This is a genomic window from Fibrobacter sp. UWH9, assembly GCF_900129715.1.
Classification (GTDB): Bacteria; Fibrobacterota; Fibrobacteria; order Fibrobacterales; family Fibrobacteraceae; genus Fibrobacter.
The window spans coordinates 52,322-68,147 of record NZ_FQWP01000014.1 but is presented as its reverse complement, the minus strand read 5'-3'; the positions used below and the strand labels follow the sequence as shown (position 1 = coordinate 68,147).

The 15,826-nt window shown below is 50.6% G+C and carries 17 protein-coding genes; 13 read left to right on the top strand and 4 right to left on the bottom strand.

The window, feature by feature from the left end; translation table 11 throughout:
• The first annotated feature begins 12 nt into the window (after nt 1-12).
• The 9 genes from BUB94_RS11585 (at nt 13) to BUB94_RS11545 (ending at nt 9,688) form a co-directional block, all read left to right on the top strand.
• Entirely contained in the window at nt 13-909 is an 897-nt protein-coding gene (locus tag BUB94_RS11585; protein WP_073237244.1) for a hypothetical protein, read from the top strand.
• Nucleotides 910-1,045: 136 nt separating this feature from the next.
• Nucleotides 1,046-1,288, top strand: coding sequence for an acyl carrier protein (locus tag BUB94_RS11580; RefSeq protein WP_073161004.1), 243 nt, complete (start codon nt 1,046-1,048; stop codon nt 1,286-1,288).
• Between the two features lie 28 nt (nt 1,289-1,316).
• Complete coding sequence (locus tag BUB94_RS11575) at nt 1,317-3,713, top strand: beta-ketoacyl-[acyl-carrier-protein] synthase family protein (protein ID WP_073237241.1); 2,397 nt, start codon at nt 1,317-1,319, stop codon at nt 3,711-3,713.
• Between the two features lie 22 nt (nt 3,714-3,735).
• Nucleotides 3,736-4,467, top strand: a complete 732-nt coding sequence (locus BUB94_RS11570) for an SDR family NAD(P)-dependent oxidoreductase (protein WP_073237239.1) — start codon at nt 3,736-3,738, stop codon at nt 4,465-4,467.
• Nucleotides 4,464-4,916, top strand: a complete 453-nt coding sequence (fabZ, locus tag BUB94_RS11565; protein WP_073161010.1) for a 3-hydroxyacyl-ACP dehydratase FabZ — start codon at nt 4,464-4,466, stop codon at nt 4,914-4,916. The genes BUB94_RS11570 and fabZ overlap by 4 nt, the downstream gene beginning before the upstream one ends.
• 8 nt (nt 4,917-4,924) lie before the next feature.
• Nucleotides 4,925-5,656 (top strand): lysophospholipid acyltransferase family protein, encoded by a 732-nt coding sequence (locus tag BUB94_RS11560; protein ID WP_254793727.1) that lies wholly within the window; start codon nt 4,925-4,927, stop codon nt 5,654-5,656.
• Nucleotides 5,653-6,501, top strand: a complete 849-nt coding sequence (locus BUB94_RS11555) for a patatin-like phospholipase family protein (protein ID WP_073237233.1) — start codon at nt 5,653-5,655, stop codon at nt 6,499-6,501. The genes BUB94_RS11560 and BUB94_RS11555 overlap by 4 nt, the downstream gene beginning before the upstream one ends.
• A gap of 59 nt (nt 6,502-6,560) precedes the next feature.
• Nucleotides 6,561-7,313: a flavodoxin family protein gene (locus BUB94_RS11550; RefSeq protein ID WP_073237230.1), complete on the top strand. Its 753-nt coding sequence runs from the start codon at nt 6,561-6,563 to the stop codon at nt 7,311-7,313.
• A gap of 170 nt (nt 7,314-7,483) precedes the next feature.
• A complete protein-coding gene (locus BUB94_RS11545) occupies nt 7,484-9,688 on the top strand; it encodes a DUF6055 domain-containing protein (protein WP_139259159.1) in 2,205 nt (734 codons plus the stop codon).
• Here the strand turns inward: BUB94_RS11545 and BUB94_RS11540 are convergent.
• Both BUB94_RS11540 and BUB94_RS11535 read right to left on the bottom strand, forming a co-directional pair.
• Entirely contained in the window at nt 9,667-10,431 is a 765-nt protein-coding gene (locus BUB94_RS11540) for a thioredoxin family protein (RefSeq protein WP_073237223.1), read from the bottom strand. The two genes, BUB94_RS11545 and BUB94_RS11540, sit on opposite strands and share 22 nt — an antisense overlap.
• Nucleotides 10,432-10,563: 132 nt before the next feature.
• Nucleotides 10,564-11,949, bottom strand: coding sequence for a TrpB-like pyridoxal phosphate-dependent enzyme (locus BUB94_RS11535; RefSeq protein ID WP_073237219.1), 1,386 nt, complete (start codon nt 11,947-11,949; stop codon nt 10,564-10,566).
• Nucleotides 11,950-12,159: 210 nt separating this feature from the next.
• On the opposite strand from BUB94_RS11535, the gene BUB94_RS11530 reads away from it, so the two are divergent.
• The 3 genes from BUB94_RS11530 (at nt 12,160) to BUB94_RS11520 (ending at nt 14,096) form a co-directional block, all read left to right on the top strand.
• Complete coding sequence (locus BUB94_RS11530; RefSeq protein WP_073161029.1) at nt 12,160-13,143, top strand: UDP-3-O-acyl-N-acetylglucosamine deacetylase; 984 nt, start codon at nt 12,160-12,162, stop codon at nt 13,141-13,143.
• Nucleotides 13,112-13,615, top strand: a complete 504-nt coding sequence (locus tag BUB94_RS11525) for a 3-hydroxyacyl-ACP dehydratase FabZ family protein (protein ID WP_073161033.1) — start codon at nt 13,112-13,114, stop codon at nt 13,613-13,615. The genes BUB94_RS11530 and BUB94_RS11525 overlap by 32 nt, the downstream gene beginning before the upstream one ends.
• A gap of 190 nt (nt 13,616-13,805) precedes the next feature.
• The gene (locus BUB94_RS11520; RefSeq protein WP_073161035.1) at nt 13,806-14,096 is read left to right on the top strand and encodes a GIY-YIG nuclease family protein; all 291 of its coding nucleotides are present in this window, start codon (nt 13,806-13,808) and stop codon (nt 14,094-14,096) included.
• 136 nt (nt 14,097-14,232) lie between these two features.
• Here the strand turns inward: BUB94_RS11520 and BUB94_RS11515 are convergent, their stop codons facing one another.
• On the bottom strand, nt 14,233-14,832 hold the full coding sequence (locus BUB94_RS11515; protein WP_073161039.1) for an L-threonylcarbamoyladenylate synthase: 600 nt from the start codon (nt 14,830-14,832) through the stop codon (nt 14,233-14,235).
• A gap of 80 nt (nt 14,833-14,912) precedes the next feature.
• Between BUB94_RS11515 and BUB94_RS11510 the strand changes: the two genes are divergently transcribed.
• Nucleotides 14,913-15,311, top strand: a complete 399-nt coding sequence (locus BUB94_RS11510) for a hypothetical protein (RefSeq protein ID WP_073161042.1) — start codon at nt 14,913-14,915, stop codon at nt 15,309-15,311.
• A 4-nt stretch (nt 15,312-15,315) separates the two neighbouring features.
• Here BUB94_RS11510 and BUB94_RS11505 read toward each other — a convergent pair whose 3' ends face one another.
• A complete protein-coding gene (locus tag BUB94_RS11505; protein ID WP_073161043.1) occupies nt 15,316-15,726 on the bottom strand; it encodes a YraN family protein in 411 nt (136 codons plus the stop codon).
• Between the last annotated feature and the right edge of the window lie 100 nt (nt 15,727-15,826).

Genomic DNA, 15,826 nt, shown 5'->3' with positions numbered 1-15,826 from the left:
AAATGAGGACAAATGAGTGAAAAGAAAGAGATAAACTACGGGTTGACCGCTGTAAGAACGGGGCGGTTGGTGGCCGCCGTAATCGCCTTTGCCGGCATGTTGATGCTGTTTATTCAGCGGGTTCTTGCAGCGGTTCTTGTTATGGCGAATGATGCAGTGACTTTGGGTCTTGCACGCTATAATAATTTTACAGGGCGATTCGCCTCTAACAACTTTGCAGAAGACAAACAGCTTTTAGGTCTTCTGAAAGAAGTTCAGGATATTTTGCCTGTAGCAGATACGGCCCTGGTCATTTTGTTAGCCTTATCTATCGCCCTGTTGGCAATTGCCTTAATCGGTCTTGCCTTGCCGAGGCAATTTGTCCACATTCTGGTGGCCCTCAAGTTGCTAAAATGGGAAAATGGGGAAGGTGACGACGAAGGAGAAAGGGTTAACCCGCGACAAGTTCTCGAAACCATCGGCAACGTTCCCTTAAAAAAGTTAGCGTTTCCTGTTGCCATCATTATAACACTTATTATACTCTGTTTGGGAATTTCTACCTGTCATCAGCGAGTTATCTCCAATTCCGTTGAGGGAAATCTGGAAGATATGCAGCTGAAAGCCCTGGCCTATATCGATGCCCAGAAAGCCTATTTTGGCAAGAATAAGACTATTGGAGGTCCGGCTGCCTTAAAAATGACAGATTCCCTGTCTACAGACGCATTTGACATGAAGGTAACTGCAACCCGTTTTAGTGCCGTATCTAAAATACCCCTGGGAGAATGTCCGGCAGGGAGCCGTTGGCAGGTTGCGGCCAGCACAAAAGGTGTTTTTAACGTGGAATTATCCCTTTATCGAGGGGTTCCCAAGGACACAAATTGTGTAAAATTGACTCCGGATTTCAAAAATTTAGGACGAAAATCACGCTAAAATTCATTTTTTTCTTCATTCATACGCCAAAATGGCCCATTCATGCACCTCGCAGCCTTTTTGGGGATTTTTTGAAGAAAGATTTTTGTATCTTTGTGCCAAAAAAAATTAAACCATAAAAAAAGAGAGGATTAGCATGGCTAATGAAGAAGTTAAGAGCAAGTTGAAGGCATTCTTTATGTCTGATCTGGGTGTGGATGGTGACGTTCTGAACTATGACACCCCGCTTTTCGGTGAAGAAATCGGCCTGGATTCCGTCGACTCCCTGGAAATCATCTCCTTCGTTGACAGCACCTTTGGTGTTTCTATGACTGGCGTGGGTAAGGAACCCTTCCAGAGCATCGATACCATTGCTGACTTTATTGAATCTCACAAGTAATTCAATCTGATTTTCGGATTTATCTTTTATGACTTCTAATGACTGCCGCTGTGTCGTTACCGGTCTTGGCGTTATTTGTGCCATCGGTAACAATGTTGAAGAAACTTGGAAAAATGCCCTAAATTCTGTTTCGGGTATTCATAAGACCACCTCTGTAGATACCAAGAACTGCTATGCAGATCTTGCCGCAGAAGTGAATTGCGACTCCCTGGATGCAATTGATGCTCCCGAAGAAAAGGATCGCGCCTCCAAACTTTGCATTAAGGCGGCAAATGAAGCTCTAAAAGATGCCAATCTCGGAAATTTTGGCGACGACCAGCGTGTCGCCGTGATCATCGGTAGCTGCGTGGGTGGTGTCATTAGCGTGGAACATTACCACCAGAATGGCCGCCCGGCTGCTGATATTCCCAAGATGCCCATCGCTTCCATCGCATCCCAGGTTGCTGAAACTTGTGGAGCTGGCGGCATCGTGACCAACGTGGCAAATGCATGTGCTGCAGGTACCATCTCTATCGCCCTGGCTTGCGACTTGATTCGTGCCGGTCGTGCCGACGTGGTGATCGCAGGTGGTGCAGATTCCTTTGCCGCAGTGCCTTATTCCGGCTTCCTTTCGCTCCACGCACTTGACGAAAACGGTTGCTCTCCCTTTAACCATTGTAATGGTATTACTCTGGGTGAAGGCGCCGGCATCGTAGTTGTGGAATCTTACGAACATGCCCAGAAGCGCGGTGCCAAGCAGTATTGCGAAGTGCTGGGTTCTGGCGTGACAAGTGATGCCCATCACATTACCGCCCCCCGTGAAGATGGACTGTGCCTGACCGAAGCCATGAGTCGCGCTGTCAAGAATTCTGGTATCAAGAAGTCTGACATTGGCTATCTGAATGCCCATGGTACTGGTACCGGCAAGAATGATAATGCCGAAATCAACGCCTTTGGCAAGTTCTTTGCCGAAGAAAATCCCACTATTAGTGTAAGTTCTACCAAGGTGATGACTGGTCATTGCCTGGGTGCCGCAGGTGCTATCGAAGCCGTCTTTAGCATCAAGGCTCTTACCACAAATACCGTTCTTCCCACACTCCATTATACTGCCGAAGATTCTGAAGCCCTCAAGGCCAAGGTCGGTCAGATGGACTTTGTGCAGAACACCCCCAAGTCCAAGGAACTGAACTGCGTTATGAGCAATAATGTGGCATTCGGTGGCACCAACGCAAGCATTGTCTTCAGTAAGATGGCTGGCGATGTAGTAAAGCAGCCGGCAAAGGGCAAGAAGATTGCCGTTACCGGTATCGGTATCGTAAGCCCCCTGGGTAATTCCAAGCAGGCTTACCTGGATGCTGTCAAGAACGATGCCAAGCCCGAAAGTGCCTCTGTCCATTCCACCATCACCAACGATGACTACAAGGAATTGGGAATCAAGATGGCTTTCTACCGCAAGTTGGATAATCTGGGTCAACTCCAGACCGTTTCCGGCATGCGCGCTCTCCAGGACGCAAACTTCACCGTTACCGATGACAATGCCAAGGACGTGGGCATTATCGTAGGTACCAGCGAAGGTGGCCTGGGTGCAACTTATGATTTTGAAGAATTGATTGCGGAACAGGGCAATGCCAACGGCAGTGCTTTCAAGTTCCCCCATACCGTTTACAATGCCGCAGGTGGTTACCTTTCCATCTGCTCCGGCATCAAGGGCTACGGCGTGACCATTACGACGGGTCCTGTTTCTGGTCTCGATAGCATCGGATACTCCATGAGCGTTATTTATGACGGTCAGGAAAGCGCCATGATGGCTACCGGTTCCGACGAAAACCTGCCCATTATTACTGAATTTGCCCAGAAGTTGAATGTGGCCGCCGATAAGGTTGTGGCTCCCTTCGACAACGCAGAAGGTTTCGTGGTTGGCGACGGTTCCGTTTCTATTATGATGGAAACTGAGGAATATGCCAAGGCTCGCGACGCCAAGGTTTACTGCTACGCCCTGGGTTACGGCAATGGCCGTAAGAACGTGAAGTTCGGTAAGGTTGCCGGTTCTGGCGAAGCTTTGGACAACGCCATTAACGATGCCCTTAAGGATGCTGGCCTCGCTGTGGCTGACATTGACGCCGTTTGCGGTTTTGCCGACGGTTTCAAGACAGTGGATGACATTGAAAAGGAATCCCTGGCCCGCGTATTTGGCGATAAGCTGGAAACTCTTCCCCTGTTCGAAGTGAAGGAACGCGTTGGCGAAGGCCGTGCCGCTTCTGCCACTTTGGCTGCCGCCGAAGCCGCCCTGCTGCTTTCTGGCGAAATGGAAAGCGACAAAGCCTACTTCGTGGCCAAGGACGGATCCGTTTCCAGGAAGAACGTTGACGCAGCTGGTCTTAAGAAGATTTTGGTGGTTGCCTTTGCTACAGGCGGCTCCTATAGCGCCGTAGTATTCGGTAAGTAATTTACTTGAGAAGGAGATATTGATGAAGGTTGCGATTGTTACAGGTGCATCGAAAGGTATCGGTAAGGCTTGCGCCCTGCGCTTGGCCCGCGATGGTTTCACCGTTGTGGTGAACTACTCCAGTTCCGACGAAGCTGCTGCCGAAACCCTTGACTTGATCAAGGCCGAAGGTGGCGACGGCATGGTGTATAAGGCTAACGTTGCCGATCTGGCCCAGGTAAAGGCCATGGTCCGTGATGTGTTTAAGGCTTATGGCCGCATCGATGTGCTTGTGAACAATGCCGGTATCGTCCGCGATCAGTACCTGCTTGAAATCAGCCAGGAAACCCTGGACAAGTGCTTCGACCTGAACGTGAAGGGCTACCTTTACTGCGCTCAGACTGTGGGCCTCAAGATGTTCAAGCAGAAGTCCGGCGTCATCATCAATATGTCTTCGGTCAGCTCCAAGTTCGCCTTGCCCGGCCAGAGCGTCTATAGTGCCACCAAGGGTGCAGTAAACTCCATGACCCAGACTCTTGCCAAGGAACTGGGTGGCTGGGGCATTCGCGTGAATGCCATTGCTCCGGGCTTTATCGCTACCGACATGATCGAGGCCATTCCCGAAAAAACCCGCGAAGGTTACCTCAAGAATATCCCCCTGAAGCGTTTTGGTACCCCCGAAGACGTGGCCAACATGGTTTCGGCTCTTGCTTCTGACCAGTTCTCCTATGTAACCGGCCAGGTATTTGTGCTGGATGGAGGTCTCTCTCTATGAGTTCCATGAATATTTTTGAAATTAGCGAAAAGATCGCCCAGCGTCCGCCTTTCCAGATGATCGAGAAGGTGACGGAACTGGTTCCCAACGAATCTGCTGTGGGCATCAAGAACGTTAGCGTCAATGAACCCTACTTCATGGGTCATTTCCCGGGCACCCCCATTATGCCGGGTGTGCTTATTGTGGAATCCTGCGCTCAGCTCTGCTCCCTGGTGATTGAAAAAAAGCCCGAAGATCTGGATGACAAGCTGTATGTGTTGCTGAAGATTGACGGTTTCAAGTTCGTGAAGCCTGTGATTCCCGGCGACCAGCTTGAAATTGCCGTGAACAAGACCAAGGGTGGTGGCATTATTGTTGGCTTTGACTGTGTGGTCAAGGTAAACGGAAATCTTCACGCCAAGGGCAGTCTTACCTTTACCACCATTCCCAAGGACTCCTTGGGTAAGTAGGTCTGGAATTGAAACGCATCCTAAAGTTGTTGGCGGAACCGTTTATGCAGCTTGCTGTATGGACGGTCATCTACTCGGTTCGAGCATACTTCTTTATTGTATTCCGCCCCAAGGTTACTTTTACCGATCCTTCGGTTCAATCTTATAAGTTCAAGGAACCGCGAATCATTATCGCGAACCATTGTTCTCCTTGCGACCCGATCATGCTCCTTTCACTGATTTTCAAGAACAGGAACATCGTGGTGGCCAAGGACTGGTTCGAGATGAAGTGCTTCCACTGGATTTTGACCCGCGTCCATGTGATTCCCTGTGACCGCTACAATCTGGACACAGAATGGGCCTTGATCGCCAAGAAAAACCTGGAAGCCGGTAAGTCCGTCATTATTTTCCCCGAAGGCAAGTGCCGCGAAGATGGCTTGATGAACGAATTCAAGTCGGGCTTTGCATTCCTGGCCCGCAGCACAGGCGTGCCTGTTGTGTGCGTCGGTCATGACGGTACTTATAAGCGTGGGCATCGCACTGCGCTGGTCTTTGGCGGAGAAGAAAAGATTGAACGTGTGAAGGGAATTCCTTCTTCCCAGCACCTGGCGGAACGCAGCGAATACTTCCGTCAGAAGGTCTGGAAGCTGAAGCAGCAGGCTCAGGGTAGGAACGTAAACGAAATCCTGCCGCCCCCCGAAGAAACGCCTGAAGAAGTGACAGCAGAAAATGCGGCTAAAAATGTAGAGGTGTCAAAGTGAAGTTCGGTCTTGTTCTAGAAGGCGGTTCCCGTCAGACTATGTTCAGCGCCGGTGTGCTTGACACCTGGATGGACGAAGGCATAGATTGCTTTTCTTACGTGGCTGGAGTTTCGGCCGGCGCCCACGCCGCTTTAAACTACATCACCCGCCAGCAGGGCCGTTTGCGCTTTATCATGCTGCCTACCCGTCTGCAGAATGGTCATAAGTGGGCTAACAAATATATTGGCATCCACAAGGAATACTACGCCTTGAATTACGATGCCGCCGACGGCAAGATGCCTCTGGATTTCGAAGCCTATTCCAATTCGAAAATCGAGTGCGAAATTGGCTTGACTTGCTGCGAAACCGGCCGTGCAGAATTCATGTCCGAAAAGAACGACAAGAAGCGCTTGCTGGATTTGATCAGTGCCAGCTGTGCCTTGCCTATGCTTTTCCCCATGGCGCCCATTGGCGATAAGCATTACGCCGACGGATGCATTACGGTGCCGGTTCCTTTTGAACGAGCCTTCGAAAAAGGTTGCGACAAGGTGGTGGCCCTTTCGACCCATTACCCTGGCGAGGCGGTAACGGATTTCCGCAAGTATCGTGCTGTGCTGAACCCGATGTATAAGCGCAAGTATCCCGACTTGTTCCGCGCCCTGATGGTTCGCCTGAAGCGTTACGACAGGATGTTCCTGGAAATGGAAAAGCTTGAAAAGCAGGGCAAGCTATTCCTGATTCGCCCCGAAATCGACTTGTGCGACCAGTTTGATTGCGACATGGGAAAGATGAACGAATCTTACGACCATGGTGTTGAATACGCCAAGCGCCGCATGGATGAGCTGAAAGCATTTTTACAAATCTGATTGTGCAAAAAAGTTAGAAGTTTTAAATTCGCTACCTCATAAACATTAGGAATAGAAAAGTGTCCGATAAGAAGAAAGTGCTTGTAATGGTGGCTAGCCCCAAGAATGAACGGAGCGGAACCCTTATCCCCACCAATGCCTTTGTGGAAGGTATTCTGGAAGGTGGCGAATTTGAAAGTGAATACATCTACATCGACCGCATGAACATCAAGCCCTGCCGCGGTTGCCTCAGTTGCTGGGGCCGCCCCGATGGCAGCTGCTTTATGAAGGACGATGATGTTCCCATGATCCGCAAGAAGTTGGAAGAGGCTGACATCGTCATCTGGAGTTTCCCCCTTTACCTGTTTGGGGTACCCGGCCAGATGAAGTGCCTGATGGACCGCATCGTAGGCATGGTCCACCCGTATATGGGCCAGCGACTCAACGAGCCCGGCGCCATGGACAGGCCCATGCACGGTCTGCAGAACCAGAAGCCCGGCCAGAAGATCATCTTGCTTTCGAGCTGTGCCTGGTGCGATCTGGATGTTGTTTATGAACCCATCATCAAACAGTTCAACATCATTCTGGGTGCTGATGGTTACACCCTGGTGGCTTGCCCTCAGATGCGCGCACTGCACCATCGTGGCGGCGAACGTCGCCTGAACATGCTTCGAGCCAAGTACAAGAAGGGCGGTCTGGAACTGGCAAAGACTGGTGCCCTTTCCAAGGAAACCATCGACTTGCTGCAAAAGCCCATGTTCAGTGAAGAAGTCTACAAGGAACTGGTGGTGCAGTTTGTGACCCACATGTTCGATCGCGACGACAACTTCTAGAAAAATTCCGCTTTATGAATCGTTTATGTCCCGCTTTAAAAGGCGGGATTTTTTACACGGATTTAAACACAATTAGCGCTTGTCGCCCCGAGGTCCAGGCCCTTTTTTTAGTTAAGAATTTATATTCCAAAGTAGGCCAATTAGGGATGATTGGTTATTAAGGAGTGTTTATGATTGGATTTAAATCGCTGGCGGTAACCGCTAGCCTTATAAGTTTCGTTGGAGTGGGGACCGCCTTCTCGGCCGTTACCTGGAAACCGGTTTGTGCATCGGCGGGTCACACACTTTTGGCAAGCTCAGACCATTTTGAAATCTGCAAGAAGGCGACTCACGACGATGGCTCCGCCAACAATGCCACCTTGGATAATTCCACTGCGCAGAACGCCTTGAACACTCTGGAGCACATTTTCTCGGTTTACCACGATTCCGCAAAGTGGATGTACCCCCAGCCCAGCAACGCCAATGAAAAACTGAAGAGTGTGGCCTACCTTTTCGAGGATTCCAAGATGGCGGCCCTTTACGGCGGCGGCAACACGGAAGCCTGCGTGAAGAACGGGGCTGGGAAGGACGAATGTTCCCCGGGTCTCTGGCTAGGTTCTGGAGCCTTCAAGGACCTGTGGGGCCTGGCACACGAATACGCCCACGGCCTGCAGAGCGTTGCCGGATGGATGGGTTCCAACGCCACCGCCGGCTGGATCTGCGAATCCCACGCCAACTGGATGGCCCATCAGGTGAACCCCACTGACGCCCACTACTGTTCCGAGGCACTGATCAACTTTCCGTACTTGTATTATGGAAGTTCCCGCGACCGCTATTGCAACTGGCAGTTCATGGAACATCTGAAAGAGGAATTTGGCGGAGGCTGGAAAGGCGTGCAGATGGTGAACCGCATGTGGATGGATAAAATTGACGATGGCGAAATTGGCTACTCCTCCCAGACGCCCTTTAGCGCCATGATTGGCGCCTACGACTGGACTTACGAAGATTTGACAGCCCAGTTCGGCAAGTTCGCCATGAAGAACGCCACCCTGGAATATGCCGGGGCAAAAAAGGCGCTGTACCAAAAGACCTGGGGAGACTACGAATTCGCCACCCGCCGCACCACAGGCTCCGGCGACATCTACCGCAGACACAGCCGTGTTACCATGTTGGATGAAGTGGATAGTTTCTATCAAGTACCCAGTTACTGGGCTCCGCAACGTTTCGGCTACAACCTGGTGCGAATCTATCCCGACTCCGCAGGAAAGGTAACCGTCAAGTTCCGCGGCATTGTGCAGGCTTCTAAACCGTCGTCTGAATTTGGTTGCCTGGGAACCGAAACTGTGTGGGAATGGTCCGATGCCCAGAACAAGTGGGTGCAAAAAAATCTCTGCAACCTGTCACCTGAAATTATGCCCGACCCTGGCTCCAGCTGGACTGTGGGACTGGTGGCCGAAGGCTCCGACGGAACGCCCCGTTACAGTGAAATGAAGTCGGGAACGGCGTTCAATCTGAGCATCGAGACCAAGGCAAACGACAAGGCCCTTTGGCTTGCGGTGACAGCTACACCCAAGGACCTTTACACCGTTACCTGGGACCAGTTTTACTACACCATCTACAGATACCCCTACATGGTCCGTGTTGAAAACGGCAAACCGGAAGGTTATGAGGATGGGGCTTGGACGCCGACAAGTACCGCTAACTATACAAGGCATTCCAATGGCGGAGGCTGGGTAAGCTCCAAGGCAAAGGTGGCTGCTACCGCCTACGTAGGCCCCGATGCAGTTGTCAACGGGGGAACCGTTAGCGGTGAAGCCCGCATTGAAGATTACGCTGTTGTTAACGGCGGGACCATCAGCGGAAATGCGGTTGTTTCTAGACGCGCCCTGGTGACTTCGGGAACCATCAGCGATAACGCTAGATTGACGGACGACGCTTGGCTAGTTAGCGGTAGCGTTTCTGGCAACGCTAAGGTGGGCGCACTTTCTATTATCGTGAATTCTACCATCGCAGATGATGCCCAAGTTTATGGCGTCATGTGGGCGGTGGCAAGCAAGAAGCTAAGCGGAACCGCACAACTCCGTGGAGACCTTGAAAACAACTTTACCAAGGAACTGACTTCTGGCGTATTCTACGGAATGGTGGATGACGGTATGCTCAGCGATCCCGTTTATGGAGCAGGCCGTACCCAGGCTCCCGAAGATGCTACCCAACTCCCCGAAATTTCAAAGTGGTACACCATTGACGAAGATAAGGAACTTGTCGAAAATAAGGATCCCACAGGAATTGCCAATCGCGTGCGCCCGACAATAATAAAAAAGACCCAAGGCAAGTTCGATGCCATGGGCCGTAAGTTAAAAGGGCGCAAATTTAATTACTTACACTTGAAGCCCTGAAGTTCCAGGCCAGCCTTCATTTCGGTATAGCTGGACTTGCGCTGCATATTCATTGCCTTGATAAAGGGGCTTTCATTTGCAGTGTGGAGTCTAAAGCCGGTAATCGTTTCTTCTACAGTACCCTTACCGCTTTGAATAAACATTTGCTTTATATGATCACGACGGCTGTCCATTTCAGGCGGAACAAAAACGTCGGTAACCAGGTCGACGTTATCGATATGGTCATCGGTAATTACAAGGGTCATCGTCACATGGTTCTGAAGGCCTCCAAACTGGCCGTTGGCGGAGCAGCTCAACTTCTGGGTGCCGGTCTTTTTCTTTGCCTTGGCTGGCTTTGCTGCGGGCTGGGCCTTAGGAGTATACTGAAGAGCTGCGAGCAAATCCGCTTCGCTGGCGGCACCCTGGATACGGTTGATGACTCGGCCATCCTTAATCAAGAAGAAAGTGGGGAAGGCCTGGATAGGCAAGGTATTCTTGATCTTTTGAACGTTAGGTTCATCAAAGCCCACGGAAGCCACCTTAACATCGGGATACTTCTTTGCGATATCGATGAGGGTCGGAATCATGATCAAACAAGGCGGGCAGCTGGAAGAGAATACATCCAGGATGGTAGGTTTGTCGGTATGGAGAATTTCCTTTTCGAAATTATTGTCATCCACACGGACGATCTTGATGACATCTTCAGCCTGGGCTGCAGAAAAAATCAATGCAACTGAAAGTGCTAAAATTTTCTTAAAGTTCATTGTAAGGCCTTCCTTTTTTATAAACGATAAAATAGAAAAAATCTCGTAGGGAACCCACGAGATTTAGGTTGAAGTTTAAAGGACAAAGATTAAAGAAATTTCTTTACGCTTTAACCTTTCTGCTTTCCGCTATTAGACCTGCGGGAGCTTGGCGAGGCTTGCTGCGATGTCTGCATCGGTGGGGATGTAGTCATTCATTTCGCCGTCGTTGAACTTCTGGTAAGCCACCATGTCGAAGTAGCCAGTACCGGTGAGGCCGAAGAGGATGTTCTTCTGTTCGCCAGTTTCCTTGCACTTGAGAGCTTCGTCGATAGTAGCGCGGATAGCGTGGCTGGATTCCGGAGCCGGCAGGATACCTTCGGTCTGAGCGAAGAGCTTAGCAGCTTCGAACACCTTTGTCTGTTCTACGGAAGCAGCGCGCATCAGGCCCTGATCGTAGAGTTCAGAAAGGACAGAGCTCATGCCGTGGTAGCGCAGGCCACCAGCGTGGTTTGCAGACGGAATAAAGCCGGAGCCCAGAGTGTACATCTTGGCCAGCGGGCAAACCTTACCAGTATCGCAGAAGTCGTAAGCGTACTTACCGCGGGTAAGGCTGGGGCAGCTTGCAGGTTCGATTGCCAGAATATCGTAGTCAGCTTCGCCGCGGAGCTTTTCGCCCATGAACGGGGAGATAAGACCACCAAGGTTAGAACCACCACCTGCACAACCGATGATCATATCGGGCTTAACACCAAGCTTCTTGAGAGCGGCGTGGGCTTCGAGACCGATAACGGACTGGTGCAAGAGAACCTGGTTCAGCACGGAACCAAGAACATAGCGGTAGCCTTCCTGAGTAACGGCTGCTTCAACAGCTTCAGAAATAGCGCAACCCAGAGAACCAGTGGTGCCCGGGAATTCTTCGTTGATCTTGCGGCCAACGTTGGTGTTCATGGAAGGAGACGGAGTGACAGAAGCGCCGTAGGTGCGCATCACTTCGCGACGGAAAGGCTTCTGTTCGTAGGAGCACTTCACCATGTAAACCTGGCAGTCAATGCCGAAGAAGGCGGAAGCCATGGAAAGAGCGGTACCCCACTGGCCTGCACCAGTTTCGGTGGTCACGCCCTTAAGGCCCTGCTGCTTGGCGTAGTAGGCCTGGGCGATAGCGGAGTTCAGCTTGTGGCTGCCGCTGGTGTTGTTACCTTCGAACTTATAGTAGATGTGAGCCGGAGTGCCGAGGGCCTGTTCCAGGAAGTAGGCGCGGACCAGCGGAGACGGGCGGTACATCTTGTAGAAAGTCTGGATGTCCTGAGGAATGTCGATATATGCGGTATCGTTGTCCAGTTCCTGCTTGACCAGTTCGGAGCAGAACACGCCTTCCAGTTCGGCGGCAGTCATGGGCTTACCGGTACCCGGGTTCAGGAGCGGTGCCGGCTTCTTCTTCATGTCGGCACGGACGTTGTACCACTGCTTCGGAAGTTCGGATTCTTCGAGGTAGATCTTGCAAGGACCATCAATCTTAAGAGAGGAGCAATTACGCATATTATTCCTTTTGGTTTGTAAAGCTTGGTCGGGCAAAGCCCGTTTTTGAAAAATCAAAAAAAGTTCGCCTTAAATTTACACAAAAAAAGACGGATGTAAAACGCAAACCTTGTAAAAACATCGTTGAAAATGCGAAAACCGCACTAAAGATGCTGCTGACAAAAGGCAAATCACAAGGTATGGAAAGTTATACTATCTTTGCCCAAAGTTATGACGACCAATTCACAGCATTATGAATTTAAGTCTCCGTCGCTGAGCTACAAGAACGCCATGGTGACGGTGGACGTTCTGGAAAGGGATCCTACACACAAGCCCCGAGTGGTCTGGAGCGTAGATGGTAAGGAAGTCTACCGCACGGATCTTTGCAAGATTTTTTCTGACTTGAAGTTTGAAGCTGCCCGTACAGCCATCTACACCTACGACGACGAGGCTCGCGCCCATGCTGTCGGTTTGAACTGCGGTGCTATGGCCAGCCCGGAACATCTGGCTCCTGTTTTTCTGATGTGGCCCCACCGCCGCTTTAACGTGAATATCGTGAGCGGAGCCGATGTGAATTGTGGAGCAGACGGCAAGTCCGCCGCGAAGGTTGCAGAACTTCCCTTGATGGATGGTTCTGCTGCACCGTTTTTCTATGGCCTGCGCCGAGCTGCGGGGGAGCCTGAAGAACTTGTTTTTTACGATGCCCCGGTAAACGCTAACTGGGATTTGAAAACGTCGGGTGATAATCCGCGAACCTATGGCCATGTACGTATCATGCCTGCAGAAACTTTCGAGGTGGAGTACGTTCTGGACCGCAGTGTGGCCCGCGGTGACACCTGCGACTTGCAGTCGGCCGCATCGGTTAGCCTTTATTCTCCAGAGAACCTGTTTCAGATTTTTATGGCCCGCACGTTTATTTCTCAGTTAGAACTTGACGCTGCGCGGTCCAACGGTCTATTAAAAGGCGTAGATGAAAGCTGCGGACTTCTTTTAGACGCAAAAGCCTCCGCAGGATGCCCCTGCAACGAAAATTTCCGTGTCGCCAATGAACCTGCCATGCATAAAATACTAGATTTAATTGGCGATATAACATTCATTTGTCCTGCACTCCCCAAGGTGCGGATTGAAATCACCAACGGTGGGCACGTTTCTCACCGACAAATCATGGAGAAGTTAATACCTTATGTCTCTGCTGGACTCTTTGAAAAAATCTGATAAAGAAGGCGTTCTCTACGGCGAAGATGTTTGCCACGAAGTTCTTCCCCAGAAGTTCCCCTTTGCTTTCGTTGACGAAATCCTGGAATTGAACATGGGTGATGGCACTGCAGAAAATCCCCCTTCTCTGGTGGGCCGTATGCACGTTACTGGCGAACAGGACTTCTTCAAGGGCCATTTCCCCGGCAATCCGGTGATGCCCGGCGTGATCCAGATTGAATCCATGGCTCAGGCAGCAACTCTCCTGACCATGATCGCAATGGAAGATAAGACTGTTGGCAAGCGCCCCGCCTTCATGGGTGTGGAAAACTGCCGCTTCCGCAAGGCTGTGATTCCTCCTACCGATATCATCCTGAAGGTCCGTCTCACTGACCTCCGCATGGCTCGTCGCGGCATCTTCAAGTATGCCGGTCAGGTGTTCATCGGCGAAGACCTGGTGACCGAAGCAGAATTTTCTGCAGCTATGGTTTAATTGCTCTCCCCGCAAGGGGGATCATGCCCACTAAGCACTAAAGTGCTAAGTGGTCAAAGTGTGTCGCGGAAATGCTGGTTCGTTAACGGCGTTACGTCATCCTGAAGGGCGTAGCCCTGAAGGATCCAGTACATAAGTAAAAAAGAGGATTGTCATCAAATGACAGTCCTTTTTTGGTATCTTCGTTTTTATGGAGAAACATAGCTACACATATATACTTTTTAGTCAACGAAATGGGACACTATATATTGGTGTTACTAATGATCTGAAACGCAGAGTTTCCGAACACAAAAGCAAGGCAATTCCTGTTTTTACGCAGAAATATGGAGTTGATAAGCTTGGATATTTCGAAGTGTATAATGATATCCGCTTTGCTATAGAACGGGAAAAAGTGTTGAAAGGGTGGAGAAGGGTGCGCAAGATAGAATTGCTGGAAAGCATGAATCCAACATGGAGGGATTTGTATTTTAATTTGTTCTAGGTTCGTCGTGGATTCTTCGAGCCTGTGGCTCTCAGAATGACGAAATGCGTTTAAGGTTCGTCATGGATTCTTCGAGCCTGCGGCTCTCAGAATGACGATAATTGAAGGCTCGGGATGACGATGGTTGACGTGAAGTCTACATCTCCGGGTCCAGCTCGCCGCGGATGATTTCCACTTCGCCGTGTTTGACCAGGCTGATGATGTTGGTGGGGCAGATTTCGATAGGGCCGCAGTCCACCATCATGTCTACGGAATGCTCGAAGGTTTTCCAGAGTTCGTCGGGCTCGTAGATGTCTTCGTCGCTGAGCTTGGCGGCGGTGCTGAGGATGGGCTTGTCGAAATGCTGGAACAGTTCCTTGAAGAAGGGGTGGGTGGGCATTCTCACGCCGATTTCGGGGCGCTTTACGTCTAGGCGGCGGGCGATGTGATGGTCGGCGGGCAGAATAAAGGTGAAGGGGCCGGGTACGCGGGGCTTCATGATGTTGAAGGCGAAATTGTCGATGCGGGCGTAGTCGGTGGCGGCACGGATATCGGGAATGATCAGGGCCATAAAGAACTTCTTCATGGGCTTTTTCAAGGCATAAAGTTTGTGGATGGCCTTGGGGGATTCTGCGTTACAGCCGATAGCATAACCGGATTCTGTAGGGTACAGAACAAGACCGTCGTCTTCCAGGGCGGCGGCGGCCAGCTTAACAATGCGGGCCTGAGGATTTTGTGGATGTACTTCAAATCGCATGTGCTGAATTTACACAAAAAAGCTTGAATTGGCTCAAAAAAATTTATTTAAGGATAGTCCATGTTGACTATCTTTGCACTATGCGTTATTCTATGATTGTTCTCCTGGTTGTTTCCGCCCTCCTTTCCGGATGTTTTTCTGCGGGGGATGACTTCTATTCCTACGTACTTCTGAAGGGGAGTATCCAGCGCGAAAATCCCGAAGATATGGTGGACGTGGCTGTTGATTCCCGCTGCACCTTGATGGCCAATGACCTGGAAGGCGGTGACTATGAGGTTTCTATCGGAGCCATCGAGAACTGTAACGTGGTATGGACCATCAACAACGAAATTGTCCAGAGGGCGGTGGTTCATAAGGATTGGGATACCCAGAATCACCTGATCGGTATGGAAATTACCGTTATAGATGAACGTTCCAAGTCTAGCAAGACGGTCTATTCCAAGACACCGGATTCCAGAGAATGGATCATCGAACTTTAATGCGCTAACATTGGGGAACCACCTGGGTTCCTTCGAAGGCGTTCTGAATGTGTGAAAATTGCAGGGGAGACTGGTAGACCCTGGCACTCAGTACATCAAAACGACAAGGCTGGTCAAAACCCCTGGGGGCAATCTGGGGGTGAGAGTGGAGAAAGTGGCAGGCGGTGTGCCAGATCTTTTTCTGCTTTAGGCGATTCACGCGGGCGGCGGGATTCCCCTGCTGATTATTCCAGACGGACTTGACTTCTACAAAGACGATTGTTTCGCCTTGTTTTGCCACAATGTCCAGTTCACCTCCGCGGTAGGCATAGTTGCGGGCCACCACCTGATAACCGTTACGGGTCAGGAATGCGGCTGCCTGGTCTTCGATGGCGTTGCCTTTTTTGCGTGTGTCAGAATGTACGGTCTTGTTCATGCATAACCTTCTTTTTATTAAAAGTTTAACGAACCGCGCAATGAAATTGCGCGACCCCTCTTTCATATAGTCAATGCATGTCCTGTACACGTTTCGTGTT

Excerpts from the sequence above, each read along its gene's own strand:
- BUB94_RS11585 (WP_073237244.1), top strand. The coding sequence starts at position 13 with ATGAGTGAAAAGAAAGAGATAAACTACGGGTTGACCGCTGTAAGAACG.
- BUB94_RS11580 (WP_073161004.1), top strand. The coding sequence starts at position 1,046 with ATGGCTAATGAAGAAGTTAAGAGCAAGTTGAAGGCATTCTTTATGTCT.
- BUB94_RS11575 (WP_073237241.1), top strand. The coding sequence starts at position 1,317 with ATGACTTCTAATGACTGCCGCTGTGTCGTTACCGGTCTTGGCGTTATT.
- BUB94_RS11570 (WP_073237239.1), top strand. The coding sequence starts at position 3,736 with ATGAAGGTTGCGATTGTTACAGGTGCATCGAAAGGTATCGGTAAGGCT.
- fabZ (WP_073161010.1), top strand. The coding sequence starts at position 4,464 with ATGAGTTCCATGAATATTTTTGAAATTAGCGAAAAGATCGCCCAGCGT.
- BUB94_RS11545 (WP_139259159.1), top strand. The coding sequence starts at position 7,484 with ATGATTGGATTTAAATCGCTGGCGGTAACCGCTAGCCTTATAAGTTTC.
- BUB94_RS11540 (WP_073237223.1), bottom strand. The coding sequence starts at position 10,431 with ATGAACTTTAAGAAAATTTTAGCACTTTCAGTTGCATTGATTTTTTCT.
- BUB94_RS11535 (WP_073237219.1), bottom strand. The coding sequence starts at position 11,949 with ATGCGTAATTGCTCCTCTCTTAAGATTGATGGTCCTTGCAAGATCTAC.
- BUB94_RS11530 (WP_073161029.1), top strand. The coding sequence starts at position 12,160 with ATGACGACCAATTCACAGCATTATGAATTTAAGTCTCCGTCGCTGAGC.
- BUB94_RS11525 (WP_073161033.1), top strand. The coding sequence starts at position 13,112 with ATGTCTCTGCTGGACTCTTTGAAAAAATCTGATAAAGAAGGCGTTCTC.
- BUB94_RS11520 (WP_073161035.1), top strand. The coding sequence starts at position 13,806 with ATGGAGAAACATAGCTACACATATATACTTTTTAGTCAACGAAATGGG.
- BUB94_RS11515 (WP_073161039.1), bottom strand. The coding sequence starts at position 14,832 with ATGCGATTTGAAGTACATCCACAAAATCCTCAGGCCCGCATTGTTAAG.
- BUB94_RS11510 (WP_073161042.1), top strand. The coding sequence starts at position 14,913 with ATGCGTTATTCTATGATTGTTCTCCTGGTTGTTTCCGCCCTCCTTTCC.
- BUB94_RS11505 (WP_073161043.1), bottom strand. The coding sequence starts at position 15,726 with ATGAACAAGACCGTACATTCTGACACACGCAAAAAAGGCAACGCCATC.